Origin of the sequence: Anaerotignum propionicum, assembly GCF_024461735.1 — a bacterium.
Classification (GTDB): domain Bacteria; phylum Bacillota; class Clostridia; order Lachnospirales; family Anaerotignaceae; genus Chakrabartyella.
In genome coordinates, this window is the sequence record NZ_JANGAD010000002.1 from 251,889 (window position 1) to 268,888 (window position 17,000).

Here is a 17,000-nt window from a genome sequence, read left to right on the forward strand (position 1 = left end):
TTCCGCCGGAAAATCCAATGGAATTTTAAGGAGGAAAAACAATGGAGAAAAATTTAATCAAAAATGTAAGAGAAACTGTGCCTCTGGTACACAATATCACAAATTATGTTACAGTAAACGATGTGGCCAATATTTTATTGGCTTGCGGTGGTTCCCCTATCATGGCTGATGACGCAGGGGAGGCGGAAGAAATTACGAGTATTTGCGGTGGTCTGAATATCAATATAGGAACGTTAAATGCCCGTACCATTGAATCCATGCTTTTAGCAGGAAAAAGAGCCAATGAGCTGGGGCATGTAACGGTGTTGGATCCTGTAGGTGCCGGTGCATCTAAATTACGTACGGATACAGCAATTCGCCTTTTGGATGAGGTGCAGTTTTCTGTAATACGGGGGAATGTTTCAGAGTTAAAGGCACTTTGGGGTACAGAAGGTACAACAAAGGGTGTAGATGCGGACATTGCAGACCGTGTAACAGAGGAAAATTTGGATGAAATGATCCAGTTTGCAAATCTACTCAGTGGGAAAACAGGTGCGGTGATTGCAATGACAGGGGCAATTGATATTGTCGCCGATGAAGAAAAGGCATATGCAATTCGTAATGGAAATCCTTTGATGTCCAAAATAACTGGAACTGGTTGTATGCTCAGTGGTGTGGTAGCGGCGTATTGCGTGGCAAATTCAAATCATTTATTGGATGCAGCAGCGGCGGCGGTGGCTGCAATGGGACTTTGCGGTGAGATTGCATTGCAAAGATTAAAGGAGTCAGAATTGAATGGCACCTCATCCTATCGTACTTATATAATTGATGCAATGAGTAATTTGACGGATGAGATTTTAGAGGAGGGCATGAAAATTGAATCTAGATAGTAAGAGCTTGTTGTTATATGCAGTGACGGATCATGCATGGTTACATGAAAGAAAGCTTTCTGATGATGTGGAGAAAGCATTGCTGGGGGGAGCAACCTTTGTGCAGTTGCGGGAAAAGGATGCTTCTTTTGAAGAGTTTCTGGAGCAGGCTAAGGAAGTAAAAGAAGTTTGTAAAAAATATAACGTTCCTTTTGTGATTAATGATAATATTGAGGTGGCTTTAGCCGTTGATGCTGATGGTGTTCATGTTGGACAAAGTGATATGGAGACAGGAAGTGTTCGCCAAAGGCTGGGTAAGGATAAGATCATTGGTGTTTCCACCCGTACTGTTGAGGAAGCCCTGCTTGCCCAAGACAGAGGTGCTGACTATTTGGGCGTTGGAGCCATGTTTCAGACCTCAACAAAACTGGATGCGGCAGATGTAACCTTTGAGGAGTTAAAGGCGATTTGTGGGGCAGTGGAGATACCCGTTGTTGCCATTGGCGGAATCAGCCATCATAATGTGATGGAGCTTGAAGGGACTGGTATTGATGGTGTTGCTGTTGTCTCAGCAATTTTTGCCGCAGAGGATATCAAAAAGGCAGCATCAGAAATGAAACAAAAGTTGGAGCGTGTTGTAAAATCGTAACACAAAGTCAAATAACATGTTTTCATTAATTTGTACCCTGAGATTGGTTGATGATATGTTATAAAATTAACATATATATAATGAAGAAAGGCCGCACATAAGAGCCCCTTATTGTACGACCTTTTATTTTTTAATACGGTTTTTTATTCATTGGCTAAAACCATTTGATTTACCTTGAAAATTAACTGCAGAGCACGTCTGGAATTTTCAATATGGGTTTTCACTGCACAGTTTAACCCATCCAAATCTCCTGCAAAGGCTGCTTTCAAAATCTCTTCATGCTCAGCAACGCATTCGCAGTCCCGATAATGGGGCTGATTTAGATACGTACCCGTTGCGTAAGTAAAGGGCTGTAAATTGATAAAAACATCAACTGCCTTTTGATTTCCTGACGCAGTTAGATATAGGGTGTGAAATTCCATATCCATAGAAAAATATCTCTCTGGATGAAGAGAGGATTCACTGGCCTGTACAAATCTTTTTTGTTCTTCCAGGCTATCAACCAACTGTTGACGCAAGGCGTCATTATAGTTCAAGGTTGAAATAATATCCTTGGTAAAAAAGGTATCCATCATTAAACGCATATCAAATATGTCGTTTAGCTCATGAGGGGTGAGTGCACGCACGCTCATGCCTTTGTTGGGTATGTTGATTACCATTTTTTCATCGGCTAAACGTTGCAGTGCCTGCTTCACAGGTGTATCACTCACATTATACCTTCTTGCCAATTCTTTAATATTCAATTTTTCCCCAGGTGAATAACCTTTTTTTGTGATGCTGTTTTTTAAGTCTTGGTAAATTTGATTTGCCAATGTACTTTTTTTGCCTTCTAATGTTTGTGCTTTCTTCTCCTCCACAATTGTTCCCCATCCTCACGTTCATGATTATGTTGCTTCACTTTCATCTTTTCCCCATAAAATATTATACATCAGAAACTAAAAAAAATCTACTTTTTATCCTGAAAACATGAAAAAATAAGGGTTTATTTCAAAAATCCAAAAAAAACCAAAAAATGAAACATTTATTTTAGAAAATACGACATTTATTAGCTATTATAAATTTGTGTGTTTACAAAATAAGACCTTAATTTTTGTGCAATAATATTAGATTAGAGTATAAATATGGTATAAAGATTAAAATTTCAGTAAAATATAATGAAAATACGATTTGAAAGTACCCTTTTAGAGACTTTTATTCGTCTTTATTACGGATTGACTACAAAAAAATGAATATTTATAATAGAAAAAGATGATTAATTGTTTTGAAAAGAAGTTTTTTTGTGAAGTAATCATCTTGTATCCTCGGCCGGGACTACATAGTAAGTACACGAAAGATGATTCCAAAAACGCTTTTTTTTGTTTTTGGGGAGAGAAAACCGGAAACTGTTCAATATTTAGGAGGGAAATCTATGTTGAAAAGAGGGATAGCTGCTGCATTGGCAACAGTTATGGCGCTAGGACTCACTGCTTGTGGGGAAAAGCCTCAGGATACAAAATCAGGTGACTCTGATACTCCTGCAACACCTACGGGTTTTGTGGAAGCAAAGGTTGAGCCAGATAATTTTGATTCAGGCGTAGAACTAAAGCCTGATTGCTATCGTTTTATTTATGCGTTAGGAAATGCACCTGCAACAATTGACGCAGCAAAGTATTTTAAAATGCGTCTTGAGCAAGAAAGCGATGGTGCATTAAGCTGTGATATTTATACAGACAACGTTTTAGGCAGCGAGCGTGAATTATTGGAAGGCTGTCAATTTGGGAATTATGATATCGTATTGGCTACAAATGCAACAGTAGCGTCTTTTAGTAATGATATTTTCTGTTTAGATATTCCTTGGTTATATGATAATAAGCAACAAGTTTATGAAGTACTTGACGGCGTTTTGGGGGATACCCTTGCTGCAGGTCTTAAAGATAAAGGATTTAAGCTTTTACAGTTCCAGGAAAATTCTTTCCGTACTTTAACAACCTCTGATAGAAAGGTTGAAAAGGTTTCTGACCTGAAAGGGCTGAAAATCCGTATTATGGAGAACGAATTACAGTTGGCACAGTGGAAGAGCTATGGCGCAAACCCTACACCTATGGCATTTACTGAATTGTTTACTGCATTACAGCAGCATACAGTAGATGGTCAGGATAATGGTGCAGAATTAACATGGCAGACAAAGTTCTGTGAAGTACAAAAATTCTATACATACACAAAGCATATTTACTCCCCTTATTTGATTCTGATGAGTCAGGAAAAATTTGGAGGCCTTACACCACAGCAACAAGAAATCGTTATGAAGGTTTCTAAAGAAGCTGTAAATTATGAGCGTGAAAGATGTTCTAAATACGAAGCGGCTGCACTGGAAAATATCAAAAACTACCCCGGCATGACCTATACAGAGTTAACACCGGAAGCAGTGGAAGAGTTTAAGGCTGCATGCGTTGGTGTTAAAGATTTGGCTTACAAGAAAGTTACTAATCCAGAAGTCGTAGACTTACTGTATAGCGAGGTAGAAAAGGCAAAAGCTAAATATCCCGTTGAAGGGTCAGCTTCGTAATTAAGAGGGGAGGCAGTAAAATGAAATTCTTTAATGATCATTTGGAAGAATTTTTTATTATTCCATTGATGTTTTTGATGAGTGTCATCATTGGCATTCAGGTTATCATGCGTTACGTATTCCAAAATTCCTTGGTTTGGTCTGAGGAATTATCCAGATATATGTTTATTTGGCTGATTTATTTTGCAGTAAGCTATACTGCTCGTCGTGAAAAGCACATTCGTATCGATGCGGCGATTAATCTGTATCCAAAGAAATTGAGACCTTATATCGAAATTTTAAGTGAACTGATTGTTTTAGGTTTCTCTGTATTTATTGCAGTGACAGCGGTTACAGTGTTCCAAAAAATCACATGGAGCGGTCAGCTCTCTCCTGCTATGCGTATTCCTATGCAGTACGTATATGCGGCACCTTTGATTGGTTTTGTTTTAACTGCGATTCGCCAAGTTCAATGTATTTTGAGAAGAATAAAAGCGATTAAGAATCATGAGGAGGTGGCGGAAGCATGACAAGTGGTATTGCTCTTGTTGTTTTTGGTGCACTGATTGTATCCTTGGTTTTGACCGTTCCCATCGGTTTTTCCTTGGGTATTGCATCATTATCTTATATTTTATACACAAAACAGCTGACATTTGGCTTTATTACACAGAACCTTGTAACCGGTGCAGACTCCTTCCCCATTATGGCGATTCCGTTTTTCGTTTTTGCCGGTGAATTAATGGGCGGCGGTGGCATCTCTCGCCGATTGCTGAATGTTGCTAACGTTTATTTTGGTCGTATCCAAGGTGGTTTGGCTATCGTAACGGTAGTAGTTTGTATGTTCTTTGCGGCAATCTCCGGTTCCGGCCCTGCAACCGTTGCAGCGGTAGGCGGTATGGTTGTTCCCACCATGATACAAAAAGGATATGACAAAAAGTTCGTATTGGCTTTGATTGCTGCGGCAGGTTCCATTGGCGTTATTATCCCTCCCAGCATCCCTATGGTTGTTTACAGCGTTACCACAAACAGCTCTGTAAGTAAGCTGTTTATGGCAGGCTTTATTCCCGGTATCATCATTGGTATTGTTTTGATTGGTTATTCCTATTACTATGCTAGAAAAATGGGATATAAGGGAGATACCGAACCATTTACAGTAAAAAGAGCATTAAGAGAAACTTGGGATGCCAAATGGGCGCTCCTTTCTCCTGTCATTATTCTGGGTGGTATTTACGGTGGTATCTTTACACCAACAGAAGCTGCGGCTGTATCTGTAATCTACAGCTTGGTTATCGGCTGTTTGGTTTATAAAGAAATGAATTTTAAACAGTTATTGAACGTTACTAAAAATGCTTGTGAAACAACAGCAACCATTTTGATTGTAATCGGTTGTGCTGCTGGTTTCTCCAAGGTTCTTACATTGGGACGTATCCCTACGACAGTAGCAACTTTCTTAACTTCTTTGACTGATAGCAAGATTTTGATTCTCTTGTTAATCAACGTATTGCTGTTGATTGTTGGTTGTTTCATGGAAACCTTGTGTGCAATTATGATTTTGGCTCCTATTCTGTTCCCTGTGGTAACAGCAATGGGTGTAGACGTAACACACTTTGGTATTATTATGGTAGTTAACTTGGCAATCGGCTTTATCACACCTCCTCTGGGCGTAAACTTGTTCGTCGCCTCCCGTGTGGGTGAAACTACGTTGGATAATGTCATAAAAGGTATTATACCATTCTTGGTTTTGATGATTGCCACACTGATGTTGATTACTTATGTACCAGCAATCTCCCTGTTCTTGCCTAATATACTATCCTAAGGCTTTACTAGGATGAAAGGAAGTTATGGGTTATGGTTAATGTAAATAAAGCAAAGGATTGCTTGCTTGATTGTGCGGTTATCTTATTTGCTGCAATTTGTATGTTCTATTATTATTAATTTAGATGTCCCCTATCTTAGGATAGCTGAGACGCATATTGAACTCCGGAGGAGCCCTCTTTCTGAAAAGAAAGGGGGTTCTTCGTTTTTCTAGATATATATTTTTATGCCAGAATTCACAGGTTCGATTACGTCACATGGGTGCCGTGACCGTTATCATCATAGGGCTCTTTTTTTCCGTTTACAAAATCCCGAAAAGCGGCAATTCGATTGAGTGGCGAAATAAAATCCGCAACGGGAGAGATGCCTGTATCCAGGAAGGCAATACCGATTCCCTTTCCTGTGAAAAGGGTTTCAGGAGAGGTTTTGGCTTCGCCTCTTTGGGACGAATAATTTGGAAAAGACATGGAAAAACATCTCCTTTCTTTCTCTATTAAAATATGTGAAAATGAGTTTTTGGGAATAGGCAAAGGTATTTTTTCTTTCTGTTCATCATATCTTTTTAAAAGGCTTGTTGGGGGAGGTGTGAAATGGAGGATAAATTGAACGGCGATCAGATGAAGCTTTTGAGCACGATGATGGGCGCGGATGGAAGCGATGCCTTTCGTATGATGGAGAAAGTAGAGCGGCTGCGTCGTCTTTTTGGGAGTGCGGAGGAGCAAAAGCCTCAGGACATTCAAGTGAAAGAAGCTTCTGTACAAGAGTCACCCTTTGGCACTACACAGGGAGAAAATATTTTATTTTCTGCCATTCCATTTTTGGATATGGAATTTCAAAAAAATATTTTTGTCATAGCACGTTTTATGGAAATAAGGCGGGTGTTAGAGGGGACCAAACTGGAAACAAGAGAAAAACAGGAGGATCCTGTATACCGCAGGCATAATTTGCTGCAAGCAGTAAAACCTTATTTAGCACCACAAGATAAAATGCAAATAGATACTATGCTCAAAATTATGGAGATTAGAAATATTATGGATCGCAAGGAGGGGCAATCGTGAGCAAAGATTGGGATATCCCAGAAGTACAGGCATTAGGGGAAGAAAGACTGAAATTGATACGGGAAGCGGCGGAAAAAAGCCGTGGAAAAACAGGCATGGAACGACTTGATGTATTGTTGGAGTTTGGTGAGCGGTTGGCGGAGGGCGGAAAATTGCCTGAGGATCAGCAAAAGGCTCTTTTGGCGGCAGTGAGTGCTACCTTACCAAAAGAGGAGCAGGAGCGTATGGTTCAAGTAATGTCCATGCTGGGCTATTAATTTCCACCAAAGAGCCCAAAATTTCTTTTACTTAAGTTTCTTGGCGGTGTTTGCATTTGGCAGATGCCGCTTTTTTGTGCTCCTTTAAAAAGGAACTAGCCTTTACTAGAATCGTGGATATTTATATATGTAAGAACTCTGTATAAAAAACAGTTTTGAAGGGGAAGGTCTACGAAAAAAGCAGTAGGGTTAATGATATATACACCAGATTATTGGAATAAATCGTGTTATAATGTATGATTTTTTGGACAGAATTTTATTGAGCTATCGTGAAAGATTATTTTTACAAAATAAAAAGCCCATGCTGGAAAGACAGCGGGCTTTTTTGATGTTACAAACAGGAAAAATGGATGTAGGGAAAAGGTATCAATTCATTCCGAATAAATATAGTATCACGAATAAGAAAATCAGTTGATTTCCGTTGCAACAGGAATCATTGCAGGAATTTGCGCATGTGAGAGAGTTATTACGGCAAGGATCTTCACATACCGGGTTCGCCGGTTGAGGCTGACAGTTTTTAACTTGAGGCTTTTCTACACAAATGGGTTTTTCCTCACAAACAGGTTGCTTTCGGGTTTTCTCTTCACAAACGGGCTGTTCTCTGCAAACCGGGAGCTCCTTACAATTTGGGTGTGCAGTGGGTATACTTCCCCAGTCTGATACAGGTGTGGGACGTTGATAAATAGGGCGTCCGCAAGTACGAGAAGAAAAAGGATATGGTAAATTTGGATTATGATACATGGAATTACCTCCGTAATGTCGTTTTATTAAATATATGAGCAAATGGGCAATATTTTTCTTCTTTTTTTTCACCCACGAACTTTTTTATGATATAGTAAGAAGGAAGGTAAGGAGTGGAATGACGGTATGAGAGAGCATCGGGAACGAAACTTCCGTATTTTAGAATTCAAAGAAAATAAATTTGATATCATTGGCGATGTCCATGGTTGTTACGATGAACTGATGGAGCTTGTGAGCAAATTGGGATATGAAAAAAAAGGACAAGCCTATTTTCACCCAAAGGGCAGAAGAATGATTTCTGTGGGTGATGTGGCGGATAAAGGGCCAAAGAATATAGCTGCATTGGAATTCTGGATGGATCAGGTGGCTTATGCAGGTGCTTTCTGGGTTCATGGTAACCATTGTAATAAGCTTTACCGTTATTTTTTAGGGAATAAGGTTCGTCTCTCCCATGGCTTAGAAAATACTGTGGAGGAGTTTGAAAAGCTAACCAAGGAAGAAAGAATTGCTTTTCGCAATCGATTTATGTGCTGTTATGAAAGCCAATGTTATTATTTACTGTTGGACAAGCGCAGGCTGGCAGTTGTCCACGGAGGGTTGCGGGAAGATTCTATGGGACGCTTTTCCAACAAAATTCGGGCAGTATGCCTTTATGGGGAAACAACAGGAGTCTTTGAAAACAACGGCAAGCCAATCCGTTTAGATTGGGCGGCAGATTATCACGGAAAGACCTTTGTGGTCTATGGTCACACGGTTGCAGAAGGCCCGCACATTGTGCAGAATACGGTGGATATTGATCAGGGCTGTGTTTATGGCGGCTATTTGACAGCACTGCGTTATCCTGAACTGGAATTTATTCAGGTAAGAGGAAAGAAATACGCAGAATACGGTGGCGGTGGCAAGGTGCCGGATTGAGGCTAATACCACTTAATAAATAGAAAAGATAAGATTAATGGTCATATTTCTATAAAACGAAGAATATAAATGAGAGTCATCCCAAATTAGGATGGCTCATTTCTTTGCAAAGGCTGGTTTCATAATCTTTCCTGAGCACAAAAGAGGATTTTTGCAGAGAATCTCGTATTTTTCTAGTATAAGAATAACAGAGAGACCCACCAAAGGAGGGATAGCATGGAGTTGAGACTTTTGCAAGAGGCAAGAGAGGAAAAACTGCTTGGTGAATATGCGAAAAAAAGCGTTGATACTAAGGGAAGAGAGCGGTTTGAGGAAAAGTGCGATATTCGCACAGATTTCCAAAGGGACAGAGACCGAATTATACATTGCAAATCTTTTCGGCGCATGAAGCATAAAACCCAGGTATTTATCTCTCCGGAAGGTGACCATTACCGCACACGGCTAACTCATACCTTAGAGGTTTCCCAAATAGCCAGGAGTATTGCACGGGCTTTGTGCCTCAATGAGGATTTGACAGAGGCCATCGCTCTGGGGCATGATCTGGGGCATACCCCCTTTGGGCATGCCGGTGAACGAAAGCTATCCAAGCTTTGTGAAGCCCATGGTGGTTTTTCTCATAACGAACAGAGCTTGAGAGTGGTTGAGAGGTTAGAGAAAAATGGTGCCGGTCTGAATTTAACTTGGGAGGTGCGGGACGGCATATTGAATCACCGCACCAGCGGGGCACCATCCTCCATGGAAGGAATGGTGGTGCAGCTTTCTGATAAGATTGCTTATACCAATCACGATATTGATGATGCTGTGCGGGCAGGAATGCTCTTGCCTCAGGATATCCCTGGGGAAATTGTGGCACTGATTGGCACTACCTCCAGCAGCCGCATCAATGCCATGATTCGGGATACCATTATTAACAGTTCGGGTATTAATAAAATTCATATGAGCAGTCAAATGAGGGAGACCTTGACAAACTTAAGGGAATTTATGTTTCGCAAGGTTTATATGAGTCGGGTTGCCATAGAGGAGCATGAAAAGGCGGAGAAAATCATAGGAGATTTATATGAGTATTATATTGAGCATCCTGAGGTGATGGAAGGGGAGTTTTTACAGCTGCTGCAAGAGGGCGAGCCTGTTTGGCAGGTGACTTGTGATTATATCGCTTGTATGACGGATCGTTTCGCAGTTGCAAAATATTCTCAGCTGTTTATTCCAAAGGAGTGGAGCAAGCTCTAAGAATTGTTACTTTATTCCTTGTTTTCATATAATTGGTATCACATGCTTATTTTTGCGGATGTTTTAGAGGATAGCTTTCCGAAGGAAGAAAATCCCAGTAACAAAGGGTTATTGCGGCCATGGAGGCAGTTTCTTTGATTGATGGATGTAATTTTATAAAATGATGTCATTTTTTCATAAATTTTTGGGCATATATACAAAATGAAGGTTAGCGAAAGGATTTTTGAAGCTTCTGTCGAATTATTATATTCGAGAAGGAAGTGCAGGGAAAGGTTCACTTCCTTTTGGACTGTTTATAGAAAAGCGAAGGGAAAAAGGAAGGTGTTGGTTGTGCGCTATCCCCGTGAAATCGTGGAGGAGGTTCGTTTACAAAACGATATCGTTGAGGTCATTTCGCAGTATGTTCCTCTGAAGAAAAAAGGCGGTACTTATTTCGGACTTTGCCCGTTTCACAATGAAAAAACTCCATCCTTTTCCGTCAACAGCGAAAAACAATTTTATTACTGCTTTGGTTGCGGTGCCGCAGGGAATGTTTTCGGCTTTGTTATGGAGATGGAAAATTGTGATTTTCCTGAGGCATTAAAAAAACTGGCAGAGCGTGTGCATATTGCTTTGCCGGAGCCGGAAAAGAGCGGACAAGCTTTGGCGGCGGAGCAGTTGAAGGCAAGGCTGTTTGAAATCCATAGTGTGGCGGGGCGGTTTTATCACGAGGTTTTGCAAAGTGAAGAAGGCGCTGTTGCCCGCAGTTATATGGAAGGAAGAAAGCTCCAACCCAATATCAGCCGGAAATTCGGCTTAGGCTATGCGCCGGAGAGACGAAATGCCTTAATGGAGCATTTGCGGGAAAAGGGCTACTCCATTCAGGATATGCTGCAAAGCGGCTTGGTTATCGAGAATAAAGAGAAAAATGGATATCATGATCGTTTTCGTGGTCGGTTGATGTTTCCCATTTTTGATCCACAAGGCAGGGTTGTTGGCTTTGGTGGGCGAATCATTGGGAAAGGGGAGCCAAAATACTTAAATTCTCCGGAAACAATTCTGTTTAGCAAAAGCAGAAACCTATACGGCTTGAATTTTGCCAGAGCCGCCCGTAAAAAGGAACTGATTTTGGTAGAGGGTTATATGGATATGATTTCCCTTTATCAAGCAGGTTTTCATAATGTGGTGGCGGCACTGGGAACGGCGTTTAATCAGGAGCACGCCCGTGCCCTGAAAAAATTCGCCGAGGATATTATACTTTTATATGATAGTGATGAAGCGGGCACAAATGCGGCTTTAAGAGCCATACCTGTTTTAACGGCTAACGGCTTTCGGGTGCGGGTGACCCAGGTGCCTGATGGGAAGGATCCCGATGATTTTATCAAGCAAAACGGAGCCGTTGAATTTTCAAAGCTCTTGGTAAACGCTGTCCATTATATTTCCTTTGAGATTGCTTGTATTCAAAAGAAATATAACTTGGAGAATCCGGAACATCGTGTGCGCTTTGCCACGGAGGCGGCAGACATCCTCTCTAAGCTGGATAATGCCATTGAGCGCAATGTCTATGCCGGAGAGGTAAGCCGTATGACAGGGGTGGAAGAAGGAGCAATCCGCAGTGAAATTGATAAGCGTGTGCAAAAAGAGGACATAGCTTTTCAAAATGAGGCCGAAAAAAGACGGCAAATGAATCAAAAGGCAAGTAATGTGGTTCACCATAGGGAAAAGGGACTTATGGAGGCCCAAAGAAGTATCTTGTATTATTGTGCATCGGAGCAGAAGATTTACGAAAAGTTAGTAAGTGTTTTAGAGAAAGAGGATTTTACCGAAGAAATCTATTATCGGGTTTTCCAGGCAATTGGCCAATTATGGCGGGATGTGGGGAATGTGTTTCCCGCAGAGCTGGTAAGTTTTTTTGAAAACGGAGCCGAGCAAAAGCCTGTAACGGAAATTTTCGCAATCCAACTTCCCGCCCAAAGTAAGGAAGATTTACAAAAGGCGATGAATGAAGCGGTAAAACTACTGAAACGGACGAAAATCGACAAATTGACGGCTGCCGCCGCTACGGTGGAAGAGATACAAAGGCTGGTGGAAGCCAAAAGAATGCTGGATTCCCTGTATATTACCATTTAAGATGGTTAGACTATAAGAGCAGAGAAAGGAAGGATTGCGTTGAAATCCGTCGAAGAAACTACGTTGTTGACCCGTTTAGAGGAATTGGTGCAGCATGGAAAGAAGAAAAAAGGTGTATTAGAATATAAAGAGATCATGGATCATTTGGCGGATTTGGACCTTGACCCCGACCGAATTGAACGTATTTATGAGTATCTAGAATCTCAAGGAATTGACGTTTTGGGTAACATGGATGCGGAAGAGGAGATTGAAAAGGATCTGGATCTGACATTGCCCGAGGGCATCAATATTGATGACCCGGTGCGTATGTATTTGAAGGAAATCGGGAAGGTTCCCCTGTTAAGCGCAGATGAAGAGGTTGATTTGGCACAGCGCATGGAGGATGGCGATGAGGAAGCGAAGAAAAAGCTTGCCGAAGCCAATTTGCGTCTGGTTGTCAGCATTGCGAAGCGCTATGTGGGCAGAGGTATGCTGTTTTTGGATTTAATTCAGGAAGGCAATTTAGGTCTCATTAAGGCAGTTGAGAAATTCGACTACCATAAGGGCTATAAATTCAGTACCTATGCCACCTGGTGGATCAGACAGGCAATTACCCGTGCCATTGCCGATCAGGCAAGAACCATCCGTATTCCCGTGCATATGGTAGAGACAATCAATAAATTGATTCGTATCTCCAGACAGCTTTTGCAAGAATTGGGGCGTGAACCAACTGCGGAAGAGCTGGCAGCGGAAATGCAGATGTCCGAAGATAAGGTGCGGGAGATTATGAAAATTGCCCAAGAACCTGTTTCCTTAGAAACTCCTATCGGCGAGGAAGAGGATAGCCATTTGGGAGATTTTATCCCTGATGACGATATTCCTGCACCTGCAGAGGCGGCGGCCTTCACATTGTTGAAGGAACAGCTTATTGAGGTGCTGGATACCCTGACAGACAGGGAAGAGAAGGTATTGCGCCTTCGTTTTGGTCTGGATGATGGAAGAGCAAGAACCTTGGAAGAGGTTGGAAAAGAATTTAACGTTACCCGTGAACGTATTCGCCAGATTGAGGCTAAGGCCTTAAGAAAGCTTCGCCATCCCAGCCGCAGTAAAAAATTAAAGGATTACTTGGAATAATTAAATGTTAAAACGGGCGAATTTTCTATTTTCGCCCGTTCTTTTTTTCAAAAACTATAGGAAAATTCAATTCTGTGTGTGCACAAGATGTGACTACCATCTGCATTCGCAGGATCACTACGTATATAAAATGAAAAGCTGATTTATAATCGGTTAAAACGCTATTTTTTAGCTCATAATGTAAAAACGTAGTAAATCTAAAAAGATTGGAATAGACTTTGACATAGAAAGGAATTCAATATGGATATCTCGAAAAGACTGCAAGGGGTTTCGGCTTTGGTTTCCTATCCCATTGTTGCTGATATTGGAACGGATCATGGTTATGTGCCCATTTATCTACATAAAATAGGAAAGCTGAAAAAGGCATTTGCCTGTGATGTGCGTAAGGGCCCCTTGGAAAAAGCCCAGGAGAATATATTATTGCATCAAGCCCAAGGCGTGATTGAGACCCGTTTGGGAAGCGGCCTCACCACATTACAGCCGGGAGAGGTGGATACTGCGATCATTGCGGGTATGGGTGGTATGCTGATGATACGCATATTAGAGGATAGTCCTGAGGTAGTGCAATCCCTTAAGGAGCTGATTTTGGCACCACAGCATGATGTGGATCAGGTGCGCCGTCATTTGCATGGCATTGGCTTTATGATTGAAACAGAGTTGATGATAAAGGAAGATGGCAAATATTATACCGTTATGCGCTGTATTCCTGGAGCGGAAAATTATCAGCGAGAGATTGACTATTTATATGGTAAAAGGTTATTATGGGAAAAAGAACCATTACTAAAAGAGTTGTTACTTGCTGAGGAAGAAAAGTATCTTTTATTGGAGGAAAAACTTCAAAAAAGCCATACGGAAAGTGCCAAGGAGCGCCTGACTCAGTTGAAAGAAGGACTTGCGTTTGTGAGGGAGGCTTTGGCATGTTGGTAACAGTGAAGGATATTGTTACATTTATGGAGGGCATTGCACCACCAAGTTTAGCTGAAAATTGGGATAATACCGGTCTTGCCGTTGGGGATTATGAGCATCCTGTGAAAAAGGTTTTGGTAGCGCTGGATGTGATAGATGCTGTGATAGAAGAAGCTGTTGAAATTGGAGCAGATATGATACTGACCCATCATCCCATGCTTCTTTTTCAAAAAATAAATAGTATCACAAAAAACGATACCTTGGGAAGACGTATTTATAAGTTGATTGAAAATGAAATTGCTGCACTTTCTTCCCATACCAATCTGGATGTGGCTCAGGGTGGCACCAATGATGTTTTAGCCAAAATCATTGGGCTTACCAATGTGGAGATTTTGGAAGAAACATATAAAGAAGAATTAAGAAAGATTGTTGTCTATGTACCCCACACTCATTTAGACACAGTGAGAGATGCAATGTGTAAGGCTGGTGCAGGGCATATTGGTGGCTATTCCCATTGTACCTTTCAAACCCAAGGAGAAGGCACTTTTTTTCCATTAAAGGGAACGACACCTTATATCGGTAAAGAAGGTGTTTTGGAAAAAACGCCGGAGTGTCGGTTGGAAACCATTGCACCGTTCAATAAGGTGGATGGAATCATTGAGGCAATCAAGGCGGTGCACCCCTATGAGGAGGTAGCATATGATATTTATATTGTGGAACAAAAAGGCAAAAAAGAAGGAATTGGCCGAATTGGAGATTTAGAAAAGCCTATGCTTTTTTCTGAAGTTGCCAAACTTTTAAAGGAAAAGCTAAATGTGCAAGATATTCTTCGCCTTGTGGGAAATCCTAACCAGGAAATAAGGCGCATAGGCCTTTGTACAGGCAGTGGTGTAGAATTTATGGGGGCGGCAAAAAAACAAGGTGCTGACTTATATTTAACTGGAGATTTGAAATTTCATGAAGCTCAAAAAGCCTTGGAAATGGGACTCTGTGTAGGAGATATTACCCATTATGCCAGTGAAGTAATTATCGTTCCTGTTTTGCAAAAAGCATTACAGCAGGAAGCAAAAGAAAAAGGATGGACACTAGAGGTGGTATGTTCTAAGGTGAATGGGCAGACTTTTTGGACAATTTGATGATATAGGAGGAGATGTTTTTGGAGCAGTTACAGATTAACGTTATGGGTAAGAGCACTATGGTTGAGGAAGGAATTACTTATGGAGCGTTAGCAAAGGGCTTTCAGGATTTCTGCATAGGCAATATTATGGTAGCGAAGCAAGGAAACCGCCTTCGGGAGTTGCGCAGTGCGATTCATGAAAGTGAGCCGATTTCATTTTTTGATATATCAGATGAAGAGGGAAAGCGTATATATCATAGAGGGGTATCATTTTTGTTGGCAAAAGCCGTTTGGGACTTGTATGGAAAAGATGCAGCTTTGATTATTGAGCATTCTTTAAGAGGCAATTTGTATTGTGAAATTTTCAGTGATGATCTAACCATTGATCATGCTTTGTTAAAACGTCTGAAAGAGAAGATGGACGAATATGTGAAGGCAGATTTGCCCATTGTGAAGCATACCTTCGGCAAACATAAGGCCATAGGCATTATGAAAGATCAGTGTATGCAAGATAAAGTGGAGCTCCTGCGTTTTCGCCGTGCATCAAACGTGAATCTTTATGAGATGGATGGTTTCTACGATTATTTTTATGGATACATGCCGTTTTCAACAGGGGTATTGGGGGTATTTGAGCTGATACTTCATGAAAGTGGTTTTATGATTTGTATGCCTAGCACCCAAAATCCAGATTGCATTCCTCCATTTGTAAATCCTGAAAAAATCAGTGCTGTGTTTATGGAGCAAATGAAATGGTGCCAGTTAATGGGTGTTGCCAATGTTGCGGATTTGAATAATACCTTGGTTAGAGGGGAATTTGGCGAATTAATTAGAATAAACGAAGCTCTCCACGAAAAGAAAATTGCTCAAATTGCAGATCAGGTTTTTCATCGCATTGATCAGGTGAAGATGGTTTTAATTGCTGGGCCTTCTTCTTCCGGTAAAACCTCTTTTGCTAATCGTTTGTGCATTCAGCTTCGTGCATTAGGGGTTCGCCCACATAAAATATCTCTGGATGATTATTTCGTGAATCGAGATTTTACTCCTGTGGATGAGCAAGGCAATAAAGACTTTGAGAGTATTTATGCTTTGGATTTAAAGCAGCTAAATGAGGATTTAAAAAATATTATTGCAGGCGATAGAGTGGAGATGCCTTCCTTCAACTTTGTAACTGGAATGAGGGAGTATAAAGGGAATTATATACAGCTGGATCACGATGAGATTTTAGTAATTGAAGGTATTCATGGATTAAATGATATGCTGACCTCAGAGATTCCTAAAGAGAATAAGTTTAAAATATTTATTAATGCAATTACCCAGTTGAATATTGATGACCATAATAGGATTTCCACTTCCGATAGCCGTTTGATTCGCCGAATGGTTCGGGATAATCAGTTTAGAGGCAGGGATGCAGCGGCCACTATTGAATCATGGAATATGGTAAAAAAAGGTGAGGAAGAAAATATTTTTCCTTATCAAGAAAATGCAGATGCAATTTTTAATTCAGCTACAATTTATGAGTTAAGCGTATTAAAGCAGTATGCAGAGCCTCTTTTGTTTGCGGTTGATACCTCAAAGCCTGAATATATTACTGCTAAGCGTCTTATTAAGTTTTTAGGATACTTCTTAGCGGCACCCGGGCTTGAAATTCCCAATAATTCGCTGATCAAGGAATTTGTTGGAGGCAGTTGCTTCAAGGTTTGACAATAGAAACGGGATGT

The 17,000-nt window shown here is 40.9% G+C and carries 16 protein-coding genes and 1 pseudogene; 14 read left to right on the plus strand and 3 right to left on the minus strand.

Features of this window, described 5'->3' with window-relative positions; genetic code table 11:
• Positions 1-41: 41 nt before the first annotated feature.
• Both thiM and thiE read left to right on the plus strand, forming a co-directional pair.
• Entirely contained in the window at positions 42-869 is an 828-nt protein-coding gene (gene thiM, locus NE558_RS03770) for a hydroxyethylthiazole kinase (protein WP_256148576.1), read from the plus strand.
• Positions 856-1,497 (plus strand): thiamine phosphate synthase, encoded by a 642-nt coding sequence (gene thiE, locus NE558_RS03775; protein WP_256148577.1) that lies wholly within the window; start codon positions 856-858, stop codon positions 1,495-1,497. Before thiM ends, thiE begins: the two co-directional genes overlap by 14 nt.
• Before the next feature lie 143 nt (positions 1,498-1,640).
• Here the strand turns inward: thiE and NE558_RS03780 are convergent, their stop codons facing one another.
• On the minus strand, positions 1,641-2,354 hold the full coding sequence (locus NE558_RS03780) for a GntR family transcriptional regulator (protein ID WP_256148579.1): 714 nt from the start codon (positions 2,352-2,354) through the stop codon (positions 1,641-1,643).
• Between the two features lie 551 nt (positions 2,355-2,905).
• On the opposite strand from NE558_RS03780, the gene NE558_RS03785 reads away from it, so the two are divergent.
• From NE558_RS03785 to NE558_RS03795, 3 genes are read left to right on the plus strand one after another with little or no spacing between them, the layout of a single operon-like run.
• Positions 2,906-4,042 (plus strand): TRAP transporter substrate-binding protein, encoded by a 1,137-nt coding sequence (locus tag NE558_RS03785; RefSeq protein ID WP_256148580.1) that lies wholly within the window; start codon positions 2,906-2,908, stop codon positions 4,040-4,042.
• 20 nt (positions 4,043-4,062) lie between these two features.
• On the plus strand, positions 4,063-4,551 hold the full coding sequence (locus tag NE558_RS03790) for a TRAP transporter small permease (protein WP_256148581.1): 489 nt from the start codon (positions 4,063-4,065) through the stop codon (positions 4,549-4,551).
• The gene (locus tag NE558_RS03795) at positions 4,548-5,837 is read left to right on the plus strand and encodes a TRAP transporter large permease (protein ID WP_256148582.1); all 1,290 of its coding nucleotides are present in this window, start codon (positions 4,548-4,550) and stop codon (positions 5,835-5,837) included. Before NE558_RS03790 ends, NE558_RS03795 begins: the two co-directional genes overlap by 4 nt.
• 253 nt (positions 5,838-6,090) lie before the next feature.
• Here the strand turns inward: NE558_RS03795 and NE558_RS03800 are convergent.
• Positions 6,091-6,303 (minus strand): annotated as a pseudogene (locus NE558_RS03800) (hypothetical protein); the annotation flags it as partial.
• Positions 6,304-6,426: 123 nt separating this feature from the next.
• On the opposite strand from NE558_RS03800, the gene NE558_RS03805 reads away from it, so the two are divergent.
• Entirely contained in the window at positions 6,427-6,894 is a 468-nt protein-coding gene (locus tag NE558_RS03805; protein ID WP_256148583.1) for a hypothetical protein, read from the plus strand.
• Positions 6,891-7,151 carry a hypothetical protein gene (locus NE558_RS03810; RefSeq protein ID WP_256148584.1) on the plus strand — a complete coding sequence of 87 codons (261 nt, stop codon included), beginning with the start codon at positions 6,891-6,893 and terminating at the stop codon, positions 7,149-7,151. Before NE558_RS03805 ends, NE558_RS03810 begins: the two co-directional genes overlap by 4 nt.
• Before the next feature lie 366 nt (positions 7,152-7,517).
• Here NE558_RS03810 and NE558_RS03815 read toward each other — a convergent pair whose 3' ends face one another.
• Complete coding sequence (locus NE558_RS03815) at positions 7,518-7,892, minus strand: hypothetical protein (protein ID WP_256148585.1); 375 nt, start codon at positions 7,890-7,892, stop codon at positions 7,518-7,520.
• Positions 7,893-8,018: 126 nt separating this feature from the next.
• On the opposite strand from NE558_RS03815, the gene NE558_RS03820 reads away from it, so the two are divergent.
• From NE558_RS03820 to NE558_RS03850, 7 genes are all read left to right on the plus strand, one after another.
• The gene (locus NE558_RS03820; protein WP_256148586.1) at positions 8,019-8,807 is read left to right on the plus strand and encodes a metallophosphoesterase; all 789 of its coding nucleotides are present in this window, start codon (positions 8,019-8,021) and stop codon (positions 8,805-8,807) included.
• Positions 8,808-9,023: 216 nt separating this feature from the next.
• A complete protein-coding gene (locus NE558_RS03825; RefSeq protein ID WP_256148587.1) occupies positions 9,024-10,037 on the plus strand; it encodes a deoxyguanosinetriphosphate triphosphohydrolase in 1,014 nt (337 codons plus the stop codon).
• A gap of 330 nt (positions 10,038-10,367) precedes the next feature.
• Positions 10,368-12,146 (plus strand): DNA primase, encoded by a 1,779-nt coding sequence (dnaG, locus tag NE558_RS03830; protein ID WP_256148588.1) that lies wholly within the window; start codon positions 10,368-10,370, stop codon positions 12,144-12,146.
• Positions 12,147-12,185: 39 nt separating this feature from the next.
• Positions 12,186-13,259 (plus strand): RNA polymerase sigma factor RpoD, encoded by a 1,074-nt coding sequence (gene rpoD / locus NE558_RS03835; protein ID WP_066046721.1) that lies wholly within the window; start codon positions 12,186-12,188, stop codon positions 13,257-13,259.
• Positions 13,260-13,499: 240 nt separating this feature from the next.
• Positions 13,500-14,186: a tRNA (adenine(22)-N(1))-methyltransferase gene (locus tag NE558_RS03840; protein WP_256148589.1), complete on the plus strand. Its 687-nt coding sequence runs from the start codon at positions 13,500-13,502 to the stop codon at positions 14,184-14,186.
• Complete coding sequence (locus NE558_RS03845; RefSeq protein ID WP_256148590.1) at positions 14,177-15,301, plus strand: Nif3-like dinuclear metal center hexameric protein; 1,125 nt, start codon at positions 14,177-14,179, stop codon at positions 15,299-15,301. The genes NE558_RS03840 and NE558_RS03845 overlap by 10 nt, the downstream gene beginning before the upstream one ends.
• Before the next feature lie 20 nt (positions 15,302-15,321).
• On the plus strand, positions 15,322-16,983 hold the full coding sequence (locus NE558_RS03850) for a nucleoside kinase (protein WP_256148591.1): 1,662 nt from the start codon (positions 15,322-15,324) through the stop codon (positions 16,981-16,983).
• The last annotated feature ends 17 nt before the right edge of the window (positions 16,984-17,000 follow it).